The sequence below is a fragment of the Aromatoleum toluvorans genome, assembly GCF_012910905.1.
Lineage (GTDB): Bacteria > Pseudomonadota > Gammaproteobacteria > Burkholderiales > Rhodocyclaceae > Aromatoleum > Aromatoleum toluvorans.
This window is the reverse complement of sequence record NZ_WTVN01000008.1, coordinates 96,237-114,032: the sequence shown is the minus strand read 5'-3', so window position 1 is coordinate 114,032 and position 17,796 is coordinate 96,237. Positions and strand designations below refer to the sequence as shown.

Annotated in this window: 19 protein-coding genes and 1 tRNA gene; 10 read left to right on the top strand and 10 right to left on the bottom strand. The window is 69.3% G+C overall.

The features are described from left to right. Positions 1–30: 30 nt before the first annotated feature. The 5 genes from nadA to GPA22_RS07645 all read left to right on the top strand — a co-directional run bounded on the left by nadA (position 31) and on the right by GPA22_RS07645 (position 4,164). Positions 31–1,131, top strand: coding sequence for a quinolinate synthase NadA (gene nadA, locus GPA22_RS07665; protein ID WP_169255497.1), 1,101 nt, complete (start codon positions 31–33; stop codon positions 1,129–1,131). Between the two features lie 22 nt (positions 1,132–1,153). Then, positions 1,154–1,903: an endonuclease/exonuclease/phosphatase family protein gene (locus GPA22_RS07660; RefSeq protein ID WP_169255496.1), complete on the top strand. Its 750-nt coding sequence runs from the start codon at positions 1,154–1,156 to the stop codon at positions 1,901–1,903. Continuing rightward, positions 1,900–3,060, top strand: a complete 1,161-nt coding sequence (gene clsB / locus GPA22_RS07655; RefSeq protein WP_169255495.1) for a cardiolipin synthase ClsB — start codon at positions 1,900–1,902, stop codon at positions 3,058–3,060. The genes GPA22_RS07660 and clsB overlap by 4 nt, the downstream gene beginning before the upstream one ends. 96 nt (positions 3,061–3,156) lie before the next feature. Continuing rightward, positions 3,157–3,390 carry a DUF2789 domain-containing protein gene (locus GPA22_RS07650; protein WP_169255494.1) on the top strand — a complete coding sequence of 78 codons (234 nt, stop codon included), beginning with the start codon at positions 3,157–3,159 and terminating at the stop codon, positions 3,388–3,390. A gap of 63 nt (positions 3,391–3,453) precedes the next feature. After that, complete coding sequence (locus tag GPA22_RS07645) at positions 3,454–4,164, top strand: SDR family oxidoreductase (RefSeq protein WP_169255493.1); 711 nt, start codon at positions 3,454–3,456, stop codon at positions 4,162–4,164. 12 nt (positions 4,165–4,176) lie between these two features. Here the strand turns inward: GPA22_RS07645 and gluQRS are convergent, their stop codons facing one another. Together gluQRS and GPA22_RS07635 are read right to left on the bottom strand one after the other, a co-directional pair. Next, positions 4,177–5,103, bottom strand: coding sequence for a tRNA glutamyl-Q(34) synthetase GluQRS (gluQRS, locus tag GPA22_RS07640; RefSeq protein WP_169255492.1), 927 nt, complete (start codon positions 5,101–5,103; stop codon positions 4,177–4,179). Positions 5,104–5,120: 17 nt separating this feature from the next. Beyond that, a complete protein-coding gene (locus tag GPA22_RS07635; protein WP_169255491.1) occupies positions 5,121–6,011 on the bottom strand; it encodes a ChbG/HpnK family deacetylase in 891 nt (296 codons plus the stop codon). 99 nt (positions 6,012–6,110) lie between these two features. Between GPA22_RS07635 and GPA22_RS07630 the strand changes: the two genes are divergently transcribed. The 4 genes from GPA22_RS07630 (at position 6,111) to GPA22_RS07615 (ending at position 9,883) form a co-directional block, all read left to right on the top strand. Beyond that, positions 6,111–7,109, top strand: coding sequence for a glycosyltransferase family 2 protein (locus GPA22_RS07630; protein WP_343035981.1), 999 nt, complete (start codon positions 6,111–6,113; stop codon positions 7,107–7,109). After that, the gene (locus GPA22_RS07625; RefSeq protein WP_169255490.1) at positions 7,106–8,752 is read left to right on the top strand and encodes a glycosyltransferase family 39 protein; all 1,647 of its coding nucleotides are present in this window, start codon (positions 7,106–7,108) and stop codon (positions 8,750–8,752) included. The genes GPA22_RS07630 and GPA22_RS07625 overlap by 4 nt, the downstream gene beginning before the upstream one ends. Continuing rightward, the gene (locus tag GPA22_RS07620) at positions 8,749–9,174 is read left to right on the top strand and encodes a GtrA family protein (protein WP_169255489.1); all 426 of its coding nucleotides are present in this window, start codon (positions 8,749–8,751) and stop codon (positions 9,172–9,174) included. Before GPA22_RS07625 ends, GPA22_RS07620 begins: the two co-directional genes overlap by 4 nt. 64 nt (positions 9,175–9,238) lie before the next feature. Further along, positions 9,239–9,883 (top strand): pseudouridine synthase, encoded by a 645-nt coding sequence (locus tag GPA22_RS07615; RefSeq protein WP_169255488.1) that lies wholly within the window; start codon positions 9,239–9,241, stop codon positions 9,881–9,883. A 60-nt stretch (positions 9,884–9,943) separates the two neighbouring features. On the opposite strand, the gene ychF is transcribed toward GPA22_RS07615, so the two are convergent. The 8 genes from ychF to GPA22_RS07575 form a co-directional block, all read right to left on the bottom strand. Beyond that, positions 9,944–11,035 (bottom strand): redox-regulated ATPase YchF, encoded by a 1,092-nt coding sequence (gene ychF / locus GPA22_RS07610; protein ID WP_169255487.1) that lies wholly within the window; start codon positions 11,033–11,035, stop codon positions 9,944–9,946. Next, positions 11,032–11,652, bottom strand: a complete 621-nt coding sequence (pth, locus tag GPA22_RS07605) for an aminoacyl-tRNA hydrolase (protein ID WP_169255486.1) — start codon at positions 11,650–11,652, stop codon at positions 11,032–11,034. The genes ychF and pth overlap by 4 nt, the downstream gene beginning before the upstream one ends. Before the next feature lie 48 nt (positions 11,653–11,700). Then, positions 11,701–12,303 carry a 50S ribosomal protein L25/general stress protein Ctc gene (locus GPA22_RS07600; protein ID WP_169255485.1) on the bottom strand — a complete coding sequence of 201 codons (603 nt, stop codon included), beginning with the start codon at positions 12,301–12,303 and terminating at the stop codon, positions 11,701–11,703. 77 nt (positions 12,304–12,380) lie between these two features. Next, complete coding sequence (locus tag GPA22_RS07595; RefSeq protein WP_169255484.1) at positions 12,381–13,331, bottom strand: ribose-phosphate pyrophosphokinase; 951 nt, start codon at positions 13,329–13,331, stop codon at positions 12,381–12,383. Between the two features lie 74 nt (positions 13,332–13,405). Then, positions 13,406–13,482 (bottom strand) — tRNA-Gln (locus GPA22_RS07590). A gap of 20 nt (positions 13,483–13,502) precedes the next feature. Beyond that, the gene (gene ispE, locus GPA22_RS07585) at positions 13,503–14,357 is read right to left on the bottom strand and encodes a 4-(cytidine 5'-diphospho)-2-C-methyl-D-erythritol kinase (RefSeq protein WP_169255483.1); all 855 of its coding nucleotides are present in this window, start codon (positions 14,355–14,357) and stop codon (positions 13,503–13,505) included. After that, the gene (locus tag GPA22_RS07580) at positions 14,339–14,929 is read right to left on the bottom strand and encodes an outer membrane lipoprotein LolB (RefSeq protein WP_169255482.1); all 591 of its coding nucleotides are present in this window, start codon (positions 14,927–14,929) and stop codon (positions 14,339–14,341) included. Before GPA22_RS07580 ends, ispE begins: the two co-directional genes overlap by 19 nt. After that, positions 14,926–16,641 carry a tetratricopeptide repeat protein gene (locus GPA22_RS07575; RefSeq protein ID WP_169255481.1) on the bottom strand — a complete coding sequence of 572 codons (1,716 nt, stop codon included), beginning with the start codon at positions 16,639–16,641 and terminating at the stop codon, positions 14,926–14,928. The genes GPA22_RS07580 and GPA22_RS07575 overlap by 4 nt, the downstream gene beginning before the upstream one ends. A 214-nt stretch (positions 16,642–16,855) precedes the next feature. Here GPA22_RS07575 and mutM point away from each other — a divergent pair, with 214 nt between their 5' ends. Next, the gene (mutM, locus tag GPA22_RS07570) at positions 16,856–17,671 is read left to right on the top strand and encodes a bifunctional DNA-formamidopyrimidine glycosylase/DNA-(apurinic or apyrimidinic site) lyase (RefSeq protein ID WP_169255480.1); all 816 of its coding nucleotides are present in this window, start codon (positions 16,856–16,858) and stop codon (positions 17,669–17,671) included. Positions 17,672–17,796: the final 125 nt, after the last annotated feature.

Sequence of the window (17,796 nt, the reverse complement as noted above, 5' to 3'; positions counted from 1 at the left end):
ACGATTCTTCCGACCGATTTACCGAATACGATGCAGACCGCCACCATCAGTTTCGATCGATTCAATGTCCTGCGCGACGACGAGGCCCAGGAGCGCATCCGCGCGGCGCGCGCGCGGCTCGGCGAGCGGGCCGTGCTGCTGTGCCACCATTACCAGCGCGCGGACGTGTATCAGCACGCCGACCTCACCGGCGACTCGCTGAAGCTGTCGCGCCTCGCCTCGCAGACGGATGCCGAGTTCATCGTGTTCTGCGGCGTGCATTTCATGGCCGAGGTCGCGGACATCATGTCGCAGCCGCACCAGAAGGCGATCCTGCCGGATCTCGCCGCCGGGTGCTCGATGGCGGACATGGCCAATCTGGCGAAGGTGGAGCGCTGCTGGCGCGAGCTGCGCGAAGTGCTCGGCACGCCCGACGCGCTGATCACGCCGGTGACCTACATCAACTCGGCAGCCGACCTGAAGGCCTTCTGCGGTGAGCACGGCGGCATCGTGTGCACCTCGACCAACGCGCCGGTGATCCTCGACTGGGCCTTCGCGCAGCGCGAGAAGGTGCTGTTCTTCCCCGACCAGCACCTCGGCCGCTGGACCGGCTACAAGAAGGGCATTCCGCTCGAGCAGATGGTGGTGTGGGACCCGGACCTCGAGTACGGCGGCCTCACGCCGGAGCAGATCCGCAACGCGAAGATCCTGCTGTGGAAGGGGCACTGCTCGGTGCACCAGATGTTCCAGGAGAGCCATATCCGCCGCTGGCGCATGCAGCATCCGGAGGGCCTCGTGATCTCGCACCCGGAGAGCAGCCTCGAGGTGTGCGTGAATTCCGACTACGTCGGTTCGACCGAGTACATCATCAACGTGATCAAGGCCGGGGCGCCCAACACGCGCTGGCTGGTCGGCACGGAGCTGAACCTCGTCAACCGCCTGGCGGAGGAAGTGAAGCCCGAGGGCAAGATCGTGCAGTTCATGGCGCCGACGGTGTGCATGTGCTCGACGATGCAGCGCATCGACCCGCAGCACCTCGCGTGGACGCTGGAGAACCTCGCCGACGGCAAGCTCGTCAATCACATCCAGGTGCCGCCGCACGAGGCCGAACTCGCCAAGGTGGCGCTGGACCGGATGCTCGCGGTGTCCTGATCGACGGTGCGGAGGCCGGAGCATGAAGCTGCGCATCTGCACCTACAACATCCACAAGGGGTTCTCGCAGTTCAATCGCCGCATGGTGATCCACGAACTGCGCGATCGCCTGCGCAGCCTGGATGTCGATCTGGTCTTCCTGCAGGAGGTCCAGGGCCTGCACGTCGGGCATGCGAGCCGCCATCCGAACTGGCCCGAGCCGCCACAGCACGAGTTTCTCGCCGAGGACGTGTGGCATCAGACGGCCTATGGCGGGAACGCCGTGTATGACCACGGCCATCACGGCAATGCGATCCTGAGCCGTTTTCCCATCGTCTCTGCGAACAACCAGGACGTCTCCGATCACCGCTTCGAGCGTCGCGGGCTGCTGCACTGCGAGGTGCAGGTGCCCGGAATCGAACAGCCGGTGCATTGCGTGTGTGCGCACCTCGGCCTGTTTGCCGGCAGCCGGCGACGGCAGATGGAGGCCATGGCCGCGCGCATGGAGCACCTCGCGCCGGGAGGCGCTCCCCTGATCATCGCCGGGGATTTCAACGACTGGCGCAACCGGGCGCAGGACCTGCTGGTCGAGCGCCTGCGCGTGCGCGACGCGTTCGAAGCCGGGCGGGGACGCCCGCCGCGCAGTTTCCCCAGCAGGATGCCGGTGTTCCGGCTCGATCGCATCTACGTGCGAGGCTTTTCCGTGAGCCGCGCCGCGGTGCATTCCGGCCTGCCGTGGTCGCGGATCTCCGATCATGCGGCCTTGACCGCGGAACTGGAGCCCGCCGGGTGAGCGCCGTCGTTGGCGGCAATGCGGTCACCCTGCTGGAAAACGGCGCAGACTATTTCCCCGCCCTGCACGAGGCGATCGAAGCGGCCGAGCGGGAGATCTTCCTCGAGACCTACATCTTCGAGAACGACGGCGTCGGCCGGACGATCGCCGCGGCGCTGAGCCGCGCGGCCGCGCGCGGCGTTGCCGTCCGGGTGCTGGTGGACGGGTTCGGCGGGCGCAGCTTCGTGCGTGCGCTGATGCCGGGCCTGCTCGCCGACGGCGTCGGCGTGCAGATCTACCGCCGCGAGCTGAAGAACTTCGCGCTGCGCCGTCACCGGCTACGCCGCCTGCACCGCAAGCTCGCGGTCGTCGACGGGCGCGTGGCCTTCGTCGGCGGCATCAACATCATCGACGACCTGACGCACGACGGTCCGCGCAATCCCCGCTACGACTACGCGGTGCGCGTCGAGGGGCCGCTGGTCGAGCCGATCCTGCACTCGATGCATCACGTGTGGCGCCTGGTCGCGTGGGCCGGGCTGCGCCGGCGGCAACCGCAGCCGCTCGTCGCGCCGGCGCGGACCGAGCCGGCCGGCAGCGTGCGCGCGGGCTTCCTGATCCGCGACAACCTGCGCCATCGCCGCGACATCGAGGAGGCTTACCTCGATGCGATCGGTTCCGCCCGGCGGGAGGTGCTGATCGTGTGCGCGTATTTCTTCCCCGGACGGCGTTTTCGCCAGGCGCTGGTGGATGCGGCGGAGCGCGGGGTGGAAGTGGGGCTGCTGCTCCAGGGGGTGTCGGATCACCCGATGCTGCACTACGCGACGCGCGCGCTCTACCCTTTTTTCCTCGCCCGCGGCATCCGCCTGTTCGAATACCGGCAGAGCTACCTGCATGCGAAGGTGGCGGTCGTGGATGAGCGCTGGGCGACCGTGGGGTCGAGCAACATCGACCCCTTCAGCCTGCTGCTCGCGCGCGAGGCGAACGTCGTGATCGAGGATGCCGACTTTGCCGGCCGATTGCGGAAGAGCCTCGAACGCGCGCGGGAGGTGGGGGCACGCGAACTGCGGCGAGAGGATTGGGGACGAGTGCCGCGCATGGGGCGCGCGGCGAGCTGGCTGGCGTACCAGTGCGTGCGCCTGGCAATCGGCATCGCGGGCTATGGCGGCCGGCACGACTGAGCGCGGCGGCTGAACTTCGCCGCGTCGTCGCGGTTCCAAGGGGAGTGCGCAGGGGGCGATGCGTTCGCCGGCGCGTCGATACCAAGGAGGTGTGCCATGGAACAGCCGCTCCACACGATGAGCAACCTGTTCGCCCAGCTCGGGCTGCCGTCGGACGATTCTGCGATCGACCGCTTCATTGCGGCACATGCGCCGCTGCCCTGCGCCGTCGAGCTGGCGCAGGCGCCTTTCTGGACGCCGCAGCAGGCCGCCTTCCTCGCCGAGGAGCTGAAGGAGGACGCGGACTGGGCGGAGATCGTCGACCAGCTCAACGCGCGCCTGCGCTCCTGAAATCCCTGTCCGCGGCGGGCCGCCCTCCCGAGTCCGGGGCGGGCCGTGCCGGGAGTCGTCATCATGGAAGATCGCATCATCTCGGTCGTCAGCGGCGCGAGCCGCGGGCTCGGGCGCGCGGCGGCGCACCGGCTCGCGATGATGGACGGGTACCTCGTCATTGCCACGGCACGCAACCCGGACGACCTTGCGACTTTGCGCTCGAAGCTCGGGATCAGCGGGCATGTCGTGGAGGCGCACCAGCTCGACATCACCGATGAGGCGTCGGTGACCGCGCTACGCGACTGGATCGCCGAGCGCTTCGGTCGCGTCGATGTGCTCATCAACAACGCCGGTGTGCTGATCGACCGCCATTCGACGAGCATCCTCGATCTGCCGCTCGAGCAGGTGCGCGAGACGCTGGAGACGAACCTGATCGGAACGCTGCGCCTGACGCAGGCGCTGGTGCCGCTGATGCGGGCAAGCCGCGCGGGGCGGGTCGTCAACCTCGCGTCGAGCATGGGGCAGCTGGCGGAAATGGATGCCGGCACGCCGGCTTACCGCATGTCCAAGACCGCCCTCAATGCGCTCACGCGCATCCTCGCGGCCGAACTCGCGGGGACCTCGATCAAGGTCAATTCGGTGTGTCCGGGCTGGTGCCGCACCGATCTCGGGGGGCCGGAAGCGCCGCGGCTGCCCGAGGAGGGCGTCGAATGCGTGGTGTGGGCAGCGACCCTGCCCGACTACGGTCCGACGGGCGGCTTCTTCCGCGACTGCCAGCCGATCCCGTGGTGAGGCGGCGTGCGTTTACCCGTGCGCGGGCGTGAGCAACGCGGGTGCGGTGGCCTGCCCCCGTCGCGGAACGCACGCCAGTGCCCAGTGCGCGATCGCCCACGCCCAGAGTTCGGCCAGTGATCCCTTCCCCAGCCCGGCCGGCGGGCGCTGCCCGAGGAATTCGAGGGCCGCGGCGAGGGCGGCGGGGGGCTGCAGCATGTCGATCGGCGCGGCGAGCGTCTGCTTGGAGAGCTTTTCGCCTGCCGCGTTGACGACGACCGGCAGGTGCGCGTAGCCGGGTGTCGGCAGGTGCAGAAGCTGCTGGAGGTGGATCTGGCGGCCGGTCGAGCCGAGGAGGTCGGCGCCGCGCACGATGTCGGTCACGCCGGCGTCCGCGTCGTCGATGACGACCGCGAGCTGGTAGGCGAACTGCCCGTCGCCGCGCAGCATGACGTAGTCGCCGACGTCGCGCGCGAGATCCTCCTCCTGCCGGCCCTGCACGCGGTCGTCGAACACGACGATGCCTTCGGCGCGCACCCGCCACGCGTGCGGCGCCCGACCAGGCGGCAGGCCGTTGCGGCAGGTGCCCGGGTAGATGCGCGAGCCGTCGCGCGCGAGCGCCGAATCGGCCATCTCGCGGCGCGTGCAGGCGCAGGGAAAGACCTGCCCGGCGAGTTTCAGCTGCTCGAATGCGGCGCGGTAGGCGTCGAGGCGGCGGCTCTGCCAGACGATGTCGCCGTCCCACTCGAAGCCGAAGCGTGCCAGCGTCGCGATGATGCCGTCGGCGGCGCCGGGGACGCTGCGCGGCGCGTCGACATCCTCGATGCGCAGCAGCCACAGGCCCCGGCGAGCGCGCGCTTCGAGGTAGCTGCCGACCGCGGCGACGAGCGAGCCGAAGTGCAGCGGCCCGGTCGGGGACGGGGCGAAGCGGCCGATGTACGGGGGAAGTGGCGGGAGCATGAGGGGCGACGGCGGGGCTACGCGTGGCGGCGGAAGTCGGCGAAGCGGGCGGGGTGAAGTCCCGCGTCCCCGAGGTCGTCGGCGAAGGCGGCCGACGCCAGGTAGGCGAGCTCCGTCTCGCGGGGCGTCGTCAGGACGTCGCAGGCGCGCAGTTCGTCGTCCACGCGCCCCGGATGCACGTGCACGAGCGGCCGGGGGCCGCTGCCGGCGAGGAAGGATCGCATCAGCGTACGGAACGGAACGCGCCCGGAAAAATCGTGCAGGCCGGCGAACCCGTCGTTGGCGGGCAGGCCGTGGCGGCGCAGCAGGTGCCGCAGCCCCAGCCCGAGCGAGGAGATCAGCAGCGCCTTCGGCAGCGCCGTGCCACGGCGCACGCAGCGCGCCGGCGGCTCGCAGCAGTCGCGCACCCACACCGGCGTCGACGGGTAGCGCAGCAGCAGCTCCGCGACCAGCTCCTCGCGGATGCCCGGCAGCACGTGCGCGTGCTGATGGCCGTCGATGTAGTCGGGCGGGCCGTTCCACGCGTCCTCGAAGGCATCGAGCTGGGCCCGCAGCTCATCGCGGATCGCCTGGCGCGGCAAGGCACGTGCCAGCGCGCGCGGTAGCAGTCGGCCCATCGGCGGCAGGCGTCCGGCATGCGTGAGGCCGGGGGCGGCGGTCAGCGGCAGGTGGTCCGTGAGCGTCAGGTGCAGGCCCACGTCCGCAGGGTGGCGAGCGGCGGTCTGGCGCAGCAGGCCGGCGCGGCGTTTCCAGTCGGGCAGGGCGGTCATGCAGCTCGTTGCCGACAGGCGGCCGGCGCCGATGAGTTCGGCGATCGCCTCGCTGACGCCCGGTGCGATGCCGTAGTCGTCGGCGCAGACGATGATCGGGCGGGTCGGCCGGCGTTCGGGAGGGGGCTGATCGGTCATGGCCCCCCTTATAGCGGCTCCGCCGTCAACGCGCCAGAGCCTGTTTGCGTTTATCCTGCGAGGCTTACCCGCTTCGCCCACATCATTCGCCGGAATAACGTGTCTCCTTCCAACACCAGCGCTGCCTTGCGTGCCGCCCCGTCTTCCGTTTCCCCGCCGCTGCTGTCGGTCGTGATTCCGCTGTACAACGAAAGCGGCTCGCTCGGGGCACTGCACAGGCGCCTGAAGGCGGCCATCGCGGAGCTGCCGGTGGCGGGGCACGAGTTCGTCTTCGTCGATGACGGCAGCCGCGACACCACCTTCGACGAGGTCGCGGCATTGGCGGTCATCGACCCGGCCATCCGCGCGATCCGCTTCGCACGCAACTTCGGCAAGGAGGCCGCGATGGCCGCTGGGCTGCGCGCCGCGCGCGGCGACATCGTCGTGCTGATGGACGGCGATCTGCAGCATCCGCCCGAGCTGATCCCCGAGATGCTCGCACGCTGGCAGCAGGGGGCGAAGATGGTCACCGCGGTGCGCCGCTCGCGCGAGACCGATCCCTGGCTGCGGCGCCAGCTTTCGCGCGGCTTCTACGGTCTCTTCAAGCGCGTCTCGGAAGTCGCGCTGGAAGAGGGCGGCGGCGACTTCCGCCTCTTCGACCGCGCGGTCGTCGACGCCATCAACAGCCTGCCCGAGCGCACCCGCTTCATGAAGGGCATCACCAGCTGGGTCGGCTTCCGCCAGGAAACGATCGACTTCGAACCCGCCGAGCGTGCCGCCGGCGCTTCCGCGTGGTCGCTGCTGCGCCTGCTGCGCTATGCGATCGACGGCCTGTCGGCCTTCAGCACGCTGCCGCTGCGCGTGTGGTCGATGATCGGCATCGTCATCTCGGGCCTGTCCGTGCTGTACGGCGGCTTTCTTGTCGTGCGCACCGCAGTTTTGGGCATCGACGTCCCGGGCTACGCGTCGATCATCGTCTCCGTGCTGTTCCTGTCGGGCATCCAGCTGATCAGCCTGGGGGTGCTCGGCGAATACGTCGGACGCATCTTCACCGAGGTCAAGCAGCGCCCGCTGTACCTGGTGTCGGAGCGCATCGGATTCGACGAGGCCGCGAAGTGAACGCTCCCGCCCTCACGCCGGACGCGCCGGCCGCATCCGCCGGCCTGCTGTCGCCGCAGCTCGCCTTCCGCCTCGCGCTGCTGGTGTTCGCCGCCCTCGGCGCCTATGTGCTGTTCGCGTTCGACCAGCACGGCATCAGCAACGACGAGGAGGTGCAGCATGTCTACGGCCGCCTCCTGCTCGACTTCTATGCCTCGGGCTTTGCCGACCGCAGCGCCTTCGCGTACAAGAACCTCTACCTGTACGGCGGCCTCTTCGACCTGATCGCGGCCTCGCTCGAGCGCATCGTGCCGATGAACGTGTGGGACCTGCGTCACCTGCTGTCGGCCGGCTTCGGCCTGCTGGGCCTCGCCGGCACCTGGATGCTGGCGCGCCTGCTCAGGGGCGAGGCCGCGGGGCTGGTCGCGCTCGCGCTGCTGGCGCTCACCGGGGCGTGGTCCGGCGCGATGTTCACGCATACCAAGGACGTGCCCTTCGCGGCGACGATGGTGTGGGCGCTGTATTTCACCACGCGCTTCACGATGCGCCTGCCGGCGGTGAAGGCGGGCGATCTCGTCGGACTCGGCGTCGCGATCGGCTGCGCGTTCGGGTTGCGCGTCGGCGCCGTGTTCGCGGTGTTCTACCTCGGCGTCGCGGTTCTCGCCGCGTCGTGGCTGCATGGGCAGGACCTGCGCGCCCGGACCGCCGTGCTGCGCCGCGCCGTGCTCGCGCTGCTGCCCGCGGCGGCGCTTGCGTTCGCGCTCCTGGGCCTGTTCTGGCCGTGGGCGGTGCAGTCGGGCGGCAACCTCGTGAAGGCGATGACGACCTTCTCGCATTTCTCCTTCGAGCTGTACACGATCCTCGACGGCGTCGTGATGAAGAACGGCGACGTGCCCGGCCGCTACCTCTCGAGCTACCTGCTCGTGCGCCTGCCCGAGCTGTTCCTGCTCGGTATCGCGCTCGCGGTGTTGAGCGGATTACGCCAGCTGCCGGACCTGTTCGCGTCGCCCGCGGCGCGCCTGCAGGCACTGCGCTGGCTGCCGGTGACGCTCGCGGCCGGTTTCCCGCTCGCCTATACGCTCGTCGCCGCGCCGCCGCTGTACAACGGCATCCGGCACTTCACCTTCCTGCTGCCGCCGCTGGCGGTGCTCGGCGGAGCAGGGCTCGTCGCGACCGCCATGCGCCTCGCGCCGCGGCCGGCCCTGCGCCTGGTTGCGGCAGGAGCGTGCGTGCTGCTGGCCGTCGCCCATCTCGTCACGCTCGTGCGCCTGCATCCCTACGAATACGTCGCGTACAACGGCTTCACCGGCGGCCTGCGCGGCACCCAGGAGCGCTGGGAGCAGGACTACTGGGGCGACGCGCTGCGCGAGGCGGCCGGGCTCCTGAACGCCCGGGTCGCGGCCGAAGGCGTCGCGCCGCGCACCTGGACCGTCGCCGTGTGCGCGGAGGCGGTGCAAGGTACGGCCTGGCTTGCGCCGGGGCTGGAGGTCACGCGCGACTGGCGTGCGGCCGACTTCTTCCTGTCGCCCACGCACATGGACTGCGACACGGCGATGAAGGGCAGGATCATCGGCGAAGTCTCGCGCGAAGGCGTTCCCCTCGCCGTGGTCCGCGACCGTCGCATGCTCACCGGCGCCGATCGCGAACCGCGCCCGCCGCAATGAACGACACGGATCGTCTCCGGCGCCACGTCGGCCGCTTCCTGCGCTTCGCGGCAGTCGGCGCGGTCGGCACCGTCGCCCACTACGCGCTGCTCCTCGCGCTGGTCGAAGGCGTCGGCGTCGACCCGGTCGCCGGTTCGGTCGCCGGTTTCCTGCTCGGTGCGCTCGTGAATTACACGATGAACCGCGCGCTGGTGTTCCGCTCCGACCGCGCGCACGTCGAGGCGCTGCCGCGCTTTCTCGCGGTCGCCGGCATGGGGCTGTGCTGGAACGCGCTGCTGATGTATCTCTTCGTCGATCTCGTCGGCGTGCATTACCTCGTCGCACAGATCGTCACGACGGGCATCCTGCTCGGCTGGCATTACCTCGGCAACGCGCTGTGGACCTTTCGCAAGCACCCCACAGGCACGCGCACCGGGCAGTAAAATCGCCGTCTCGCAATAACCCGTCGCCCGCGCCTCGTGCGCGCTTGCTCACGCCCCAGATACCGTGCCGCACCTCGAACCCCGGATCGTCTATGTCGACGACTACATCATCGTCGCCGAAAAGCCCGCCGGCCTGCTCTCCGTGCCCGGGCGCGGCGAACACAAGCAGGACTGCCTGATCGCCCGCGTCCAGGCGACCTGGCCGGACGCCCGCATCGTGCATCGGCTGGATTTCGATACCTCGGGGCTGATCGTCCTCGCCCGCGGTGCGGAGATGCATCGCCGCCTGAGCATGGCCTTCGAGAAGCGCCAGGTCGACAAGCGCTACTTCGCGCTCGTGCATGGCCACGTGCTGTCGCAGGACGGCGAGGTCGACCTGCCGCTGATCGTCGACTGGCCGAACCGCCCGCGCCAGATGGTGGATCCGGTGAACGGCCGGCGTGCGTTGACGAACTACCGCGTCATCGAGCGCAGCGGGATGGGCGCGGATGCAGTCTCGCGCGTCGAGCTCGAGCCAGTCACGGGCCGCTCGCATCAGCTGCGCGTGCACATGATGACGATCGGCCACGCGATCCTCGGCGACACGCTGTACGCGCCGCCCGAAAGCGCCGAACGGCACCCCCGGTTGCACCTGCACGCGGCAATGCTTGCGTTCGATCATCCCGAGACGAAGCAGCCGATGAAGTTCGTCAGTCCGGTGCCGTTCTGAGGCTGCCGGAAATGGAAAGGCCCGGCGAACCGGGCCTTTCGGGGTGCGGCGGGAGGGCGCTCAGACGTTGAACAGGAAGTTCAGCACGTCGCCGTCCTTTACGACGTATTCCTTGCCTTCCGCGCGCATCTTGCCGGCTTCCTTTGCGCCCGCTTCACCCTTGTAGGCGATGAAATCGGCGTAGGCGATGGTCTGCGCGCGGATGAAGCCGCGCTCGAAGTCGGTGTGGATCACGCCGGCGGCCTGCGGGGCGGTGTCGCCGACGTGGATCGTCCACGCGCGCACTTCCTTCACGCCCGCGGTGAAGTAGGTCTGCAGGCCCAGCAGCGTGTAGCCGGCGCGGATCAGGCGGTCGAGGCCGGGTTCCTCGAGGCCCATCGACTCGAGGAAGTCCTTCTTGTCGGCGTCGTCGAGGTCGGCGATCTCGGCCTCGATCGCGGCGCACAGCGCGACGACCTCGGCGCCCTCGGCCTTCGCGTGGGTGCGCACGGCGTCGAGGTGCGGGTTGTTGTCGAAGCCGTCCTCGGCGACGTTCGCGGCGTACAGCACGGGCTTCGCGGTGATCAAGCAGAAGGGCTTGAGGCTCGCCCATTCTTCCTTGCTGAGGTCGAGCGCCCGTACCGGCTTCGCCTCGTTGAGCTGGGCGAGGCACTTCTCGAGTACTGCGACGAGGATCTTGGCGTCCTTGTCGCCCGCGGCGGCGGGGCGCTTGTAGCGGTTCACGGCCTTCTCGACGGTGGCCATGTCGGCGAGCGCGAGTTCGGTGTCGATCACTTCGATGTCGCGGATCGGGTCGACGGTGCCGGAGACGTGCACGACGTTGTCGTCGGCGAAGCAGCGGACGACGTGCACGATCGCGTCGGTCTCGCGGATGTTGGCGAGGAACTGGTTGCCCAGGCCTTCACCCTTGGACGCGCCGGCGACGAGGCCGGCAATGTCGACGAACTCGACGATCGCGGGCTGCACCTTCTGCGGCTTGACGATCTCGGACAGCGCCGTGAGGCGCGGATCCGGCACCTCGACGATGCCGACGTTGGGCTCGATCGTGCAGAAGGGGTAGTTGGCTGCTTCGATGCCGGCCTTCGTGAGGGCGTTGAAGAGGGTCGACTTGCCGACGTTGGGCAGGCCGACGATTCCGCATTTGAGGCTCATGAGCGCGATTCGTCCTTGGGTTTCGCCGGCTTCGGCGCGGCCGGGCGGGCATTGAGTCGGGTGCTGGCGGTGTTCCACTCGCCGCGGGCGATCATCGGCCAGGTCGCGAGGGCGCGTTCCATGGCTTCGTCGATCAGGACCTGCTCCTCGCGGCGCGCGGGCTTCAGCACGAAGTTCACGACCTCGTTGCGGTCGCCCGGATGGCCGATGCCGATGCGCAGGCGCCAGTAGTCGTTGGTGCCGAGATGGGCCGAGGTGTCCTTGAGGCCGTTGTGGCCGCCGAGGCCGCCGCCGAATTTCAGGCGCAGCTGGCCGGGGGGGATGTCGAGCTCGTCATGCACGACGAGGATCTCGGCCGGGGTGATGCGGTAGAAACGCGCGAGCGCACCGATGGCCTGGCCCGAGCGGTTCATGAAGGTCTGCGGCATCAAGAGCCAGACGCCGGCGTCGCGCGCATTGGCGACCAGACCGTGGAAACGCGATTCGTAGTTGAAACGTACGCCGAGTGCGTCGGCGAGGCGCTCACAAAACCAAAACCCGGCGTTGTGCCGGGTCTCGGTGTATTCGCCGCCGGGATTGCCGAGGCCGACGATGAGACGCGGTGCGGCGGCGCTCATCGTGTCGGTCCCTGCGTCATCCCGGCGGTGCGGCCCGAGGCGTCAGCCTCAGGCGGCTTCGCCTTCGGTGCCTTCTTCAGCGGCGGCACCCTTGACGGTGACGGCGGTCGCGACGACCGGGTCGCCTTCGCCGTGCACAACCAGCTCGACGCCGGCCGGCAGCGCGAGCTGCGACACGTGGATCGATTCGCCGGCCTGCAGGTTGGCGAGATCGACTGCGACGAACTCCGGCAGGTTGCCCGGCAGGCACTGCACGTCGACTTCGGTGATGGTGTGCGAGATCATGCAGCCGCCGAGCTTGACGGCCGGGCTCGCGTCGCCGTTCACGAAGTGCAGCGGCACCTTGAGGTGGATCTTCTGGCTCGCATCGACGCGCTGGAAGTCCAGGTGCAGGACTTGCTGGCGGAACGGGTGCCATTGGGTGTCACGCAGCAGGACAGCCTGCTTCGCGCCTTCGACGTCGACCGACAGGATCGAGGCGTGGAAGGCTTCCTTGCGCAGCAGGTGGTACAGCTCGTTGTGATCCATCGAGATGGTCTGGACGTCGCCCGAACCGTAGATGATGCCCGGGATCCGGCCGGCGCGACGCAGGCGGCGGCTCGCACCCGTGCCCTGTTCCACGCGCTTGGTGGCCTTGAATTCGATTTGCATTGTGATACTCCTGGTTGAAACGATCCGTCCGCGACCAGACGGATGGGTTGAATCCCCGGCAGCACCGGGGACGAAATTCATTCCATGAACAGCGAGCTGACCGATTCCTCGTTGCTGATGCGCAGCATCGTGTCGGCGAGCAGCGAGGCGACCGAGACCTGGCGGATGCGCGGGCAGGCCTTGGCGTCGTCGCGCAGCGGGATGGTGTCGGTGACGACCAGCTCGTCGAGGTCCGAGTCGGAGATGCGCGACACGGCGGCGCCCGACAGCACAGCGTGGGTGCAGTACGCGAGCACGCGGCGGGCGCCGTGCTCCTTGAGCGCGGTGGCGGCCTTGCACAGCGTGCCGGCGGTGTCGACGATGTCGTCCATGATCACGCAGGTGCGGTCCTTGACCTCGCCGATGATGTTCATCACTTCGGAGACGTTGGCCTTCGGGCGGCGCTTGTCGATGATCGCGAGGTCGCATTCCATGCGCTTCGCGAAGGCGCGGGCGCGCACGACGCCGCCGACGTCGGGCGACACGACCAGCAGGTCGTCGTACTTCTGCTTGTCGAGGTCGGCGAGGAGCACCGGCGCCGCGTAGACGTTGTCGACCGCGATGTCGAAGAAGCCCTGGATCTGGTCGGCGTGCAGGTCCATCGTCAGCAGGCGCTGGACACCGACGGCCTGCAGCATGTTGGCGACGACCTTTGCGGTGATCGGCACGCGCGCCGAACGCGGGCGGCGGTCCTGCCGGGCATAGCCGAAGTAGGGGATGGCGGCGGTGATGCGGCCGGCCGACGCGCGCTTGAGGGCGTCGACGAGGACCACCAGTTCCATCAGGTTTTCGTTCGTCGGCGAGCAGGTCGGCTGCAGGATGAAGACATCCTTGCCGCGCACGTTCTCGAGCAGTTCGACGTTGACCTCGCCATCGGAGAAGCGGCCCACCGTGGCCGAGCCGATGGAAATGCCCAGTCTGCGCACGACATCCGCCGCGAGTTTGGGGTTGGCGTTGCCGGTGAAGACCATCAGGCTGCCGTAGGCCATGTCCGAATCTCCGATGCCGCTAGAATGGCAGGGTAAAAACGACTCGGGCAGGCGCGAGGCCTGCCCGGGTATGTTGGCTGGGGAGGAAGGATTCGAACCCTCGAATGCCGGAATCAAAATCCGGTGCCTTGACCAACTTGGCGACTCCCCAATGAAACCTCTTTCGCCCGCTCAATCGAGCCAGTCGTAGAGCGGATGTCTCGCCAGACTTTTCGCCTTCCATGCCCGCATCGGCGCTGGGCATTTTTCGACGATGTCACTTGCTTCCATCTCGCTGCCAACCTCGGCAAACACGCAGGCGCCTGATCCGGTCATCCGCGCGGGCGCAGACTGCGCCAGCCACTCGATTGCAGCACCGACCGCGGGATACAGATTGCATGCAACTGCCTGCAAATCGTTACGGGTGGTGCTTGCTGCGAAGTCCGTAATTCTGATTGGTTCCGTATCGCGCGTCAACTCCTGCGCGCGGAAAATTTCTGCGGTGGGCACTGTCACGGGCGGGGCGACGACCACATACCAGGCCGGTGGCAAGGGCAGGGCCTGCAGTTCCTCGCCGACGCCCTCGGCAAAGGCGTCGCGCCCGAAGATGAAGAAGGGGACGTCGGCGCCGAGCTGCAGGCCGAGTTGCGCGAGCGCGGCACGGCCCAGGCCGGTGCCCCACAGGCGGTTCAGCGCGATCAGCGTCGTGGCGGCGTCCGAGCTGCCGCCGCCCAGGCCGCCGCCCATCGGCAGCTGCTTGTCGATCGAGATGTCGGCACCGAGGCGGCTGCCGCTCGCCTGTTGCAGGAGCCGGGCCGCACGGACGACGAGATCCTGCGCCTCGGGCACGCCTGCGACCGGGGTCGTGCGGCGCACGGCGCCGTCCTCGCGCAGCGCGAACGTGAGGCTGTCGCCCCAGTCGAGCATGCGGAAGGCGGTCTGCAGCAGGTGGTAGCCGTCGGCGCGGCGGCCGACGACGTGCAGGAAGAGGTTGAGCTTGGCCGGTGCGGGGCAGCGTTCGAGGCGGGTCAGCGGCGGGGTGTCCATTGGTCGATGACGAGCCGGATGCGGGCCTGGCCCCACTCGGCGTCGATGCGGCGCGGCGGGGCGTCGGCTGCGGGGCCGGCGTACTCCATGTAGTCGATGATCCAGCCGGCGTCGGAAATGCGCGCCGGGCGGCCGGCCGCGTCGAGGCTCAGCACGCGTGCGCCGGGGCGCGGGGTGGCCTGCACCCAGTGTTGCAGGCCGTCGATCGGGGCGGGCACGCCGAGGAGGCGGGGCAGGATCGTGTCGGCGTCGTCCGCCCGTTCCGTGCGCCCGTCCGCGGTGAGCAGCATCGCCCCGTGCGGCGTGCGCACGAGCTGGCCGACGATCTGGCCGAGCGGGCTGTAGACGGTCCATTCGTCGGCGGTGGGCGAGTGCGACCAGGTCAGGGCGCCGTTCGCGGCGCGCTCGCCGTCGCTCGCGGAAAGCCGGCCTTCGAGCTCGAAGGCGCTGGCAGTGGGGCGGGGCGCGGCCGTCAGGTTGCGCGCCGCCTGGCTCGCGCAGCCGGCGAGGAGCAGCGTCGCGAGTGCCGCCGTCGCAGCCTGCCGGGCTGCGCGGGAGAGGGGGCGCCTCATTGGCCGCGCAGGCGCTTGACGACCGACTTCAGCGCATCGTTGTCGGGGTTGTTCTTCAGCGCCTCGTCCCAGACGCGCGATGCGTCGGCCGGGCGCTTGAGGTTCCACAGGACTTCGCCGAGGTGGGCGGCGATCTCGGGATCCTGCCGCAGCCCGTAGGCCTTTTCGAGGTGGGCGAGGGCGCCGGTGGGGTCGTTGCGGCGAAAGCGCACCCAGCCCATGCTGTCGAGGATGAAGGGGTCGTCGGGCGTCAGTTCGAGCGCGCGCACGATCAGCGCCTCGGCTTCCTCGAGGCGCACGCCACGGTCGGCGAAGGAGTAGCCCAGCGCATTGTAGGCGTGCGCGAACTCGGGGCGCAGCGCGATCAGCTTGCGCAGCCGCCCTTCCATGACTTCGAGCTTGCCGAGGCTTTCGGCGAGCATCGACGATTCGTACAGCAGGTCGGTGTCGTCCTCGTTGCTGCGCAGGGCGCCGTCGACCAGCTCGAACGCTTCGGCCTCCTTGCCCGCGGTGCGCAGGATCTGGGCCTCGCCCAGCAGCAGGCGCTTGCGGTCGGCCTCGTCGGCGGTCTTGACGTTGTGCAGGTGTTCGCGCGCTTCCGCCACCTTGCCGTCACGCGCGAGGATCGACGCGATGCGCAGCTGCGCGTCGAGATGCTGCGGTCCCGGTTCGACGGCGCGGTACCAGCGCAGGGCCGTGGCGCTGTCCTTGCGCCGCTCGGCGACCTGGCCGAGGTTGATGCGGATGCTGTCGTCGTCGGGATGGCCGGCGTTCAGCGCGCGTTCGAGCTGCGTCGCGGCGGTGTCGTAGTCTTCGAGCTGGGCCGACAGCAGGCCCACTGCGTACATCAGCTCGCGGTCGTCCGGAGCGCCATCGAGGAGCTGGCGGAACTCCTGGCGCGCGGCCTCGAACTGCTTGGTCGACACCAGCGCACGAGCGTGTGCGAGGCGGGCATTCCGGCTGTCGGGGTGGCGTTGCAGGTAGTCCGTGACGATCCGCATCGCTTCCTGCATGGCGCCGGACTGCGAGAGCAGTTGCGCCTTGAACAGGATGGCGGGTTCCCAGTCCGGGCGCATGCGCAGCGCGGTGTCGATCGCGGCGACGGACTCCATCGCGTCGCCGGCGGAAATGGCGGCCTGGGCGCGTGCGAAGTAGGCTTCCGGGTGGCTCGTGTAGGGCTCTGTCAGGCGCATGACGATGCCCTTGACGGCTTCCTTGTCCTGCACGCGGGAAAACGCGCGGTTCAGCCCCATCAGGTGGTTGTCGATGTTTTCCGGCGACTGCGCGAGCAGGCGCGCGAGCTGGGCCTGCACCTGCTCGAGTTGTCCGTCGCCGCCGGCGAGGAGCCCGGCGAGGATGCGGCGCGCTTCCTCGGACGACGGATCGGCTTCGGACCAGATCCGCGCCGCGTCGATCGCGGCCGGCATGTTGCGGGCGTACAGCGCAATTTCCATCGCCCGGCGCGCGATGCGCGGGTCGCGCGTGCGCTGCGCGAGGTCGGCGTAAGCCTGCACGGCGACGCCGATTTCACCGCGGGCGCCGGCGATTTCGGCCAGCAGGAAGGTGTACAGGGTGCGTGCCGTGAGTTCCTGCGCCGGCAGCGTCACTGCTGCCGGCTCCTCCGGGGAGGGCGCAGCAGGTGATGTGGCCGGGAAGGCGAGTGCGACGGCCAGTCCCAGACCGGAGGTGAGCGAGGAGAGGAGGCGATTCATTGGCTTGGCCCAGAGGGAATTGCACGAACTTCAAACCGGCCCTGCGGTCGTGTCTGACGTATGCTGTTGCCGCGGTGCGTCGGTAGTCGTCTTTTAGAAGGCCCGGATGCGGATGCGTTCGCCGGATGTTATGCAGTTTCCTCGTCCGCGGGCAAGGGCGTCGGTTGCGCACCCCGGTATCCGGCCCTGCCCCCATTGCTTTCGAGTGTCGTGAATGCCTGAATTGCCTGAAGTGGAAACGACCTGCCGCGGCATCCGCCCGGCGATCGACGGCCGGATCATGACCGGCGTGCGCGTGCGCAACGGGCGCCTGCGCGTGCCGGTGCCCGCCGACCTCGGCGAGCGCGTGACGGGGGCGCCGCTGCAGGCCGTGAGACGGCGGGCGAAATACCTGCTGCTCGATTTTCCCGCCGGCAGCGTGATCGTGCACCTGGGCATGTCGGGCAGCCTGCGCGTGGTCGCCGCCGACCAGCCGCCGGGGGCGCACGACCACGTCGACCTGCTGTTCGGCGACTGTGCGCTGCGCCTGCGTGATCCGCGGCGCTTCGGGCTCATCGTGTGGCAGCCGGGGGACGCGCTCGCCCACCCCCTGCTCGCGCGCCTCGGCATCGAGCCGCTCGGCGACGAATTCACCGGTCCGTGGCTGCATCGCGCGTTCAAGGGCGTGCGGGCGCCGATCAAGCAGGCGCTGATGGACGGGCATCGTCTCGTCGGCGTCGGCAACATCTATGCGTCCGAGAGCCTGTTCCGCGCGCGCATCCACCCGCTCGCGCCGGCCGGCAGCGTCGGCCCGCGGCGCCTCGCGCGCCTGGTCGAGGCCGTGCGCGAAACGCTGCTGGCGGCGATCGCCGCGGGCGGCAGCACCCTGCGCGACTTCGTCGGCGGCGACGGCAGGAAGGGCTATTTCCAGCAGGAATACTTCGTCTACGGTCGCGAAGGGCTGCCATGCCGCGTGTGCGGCACCGCGGTGCAGCGCGTGGTGTGCGGCCAGCGTTCGACCTTCTTCTGCCCGCGCTGCCAGCGCATGTAATCGGGGTACGGCAGCGGCGATGCGCGCCCGCCGGCCGGCGTTCGTCGGCGCCGGTATGCCGTCGGTCGAGCAGGCGTTTTCACGCATTGGATGGCGCCGGATTCGGCGCTATGCTGACGCGATGT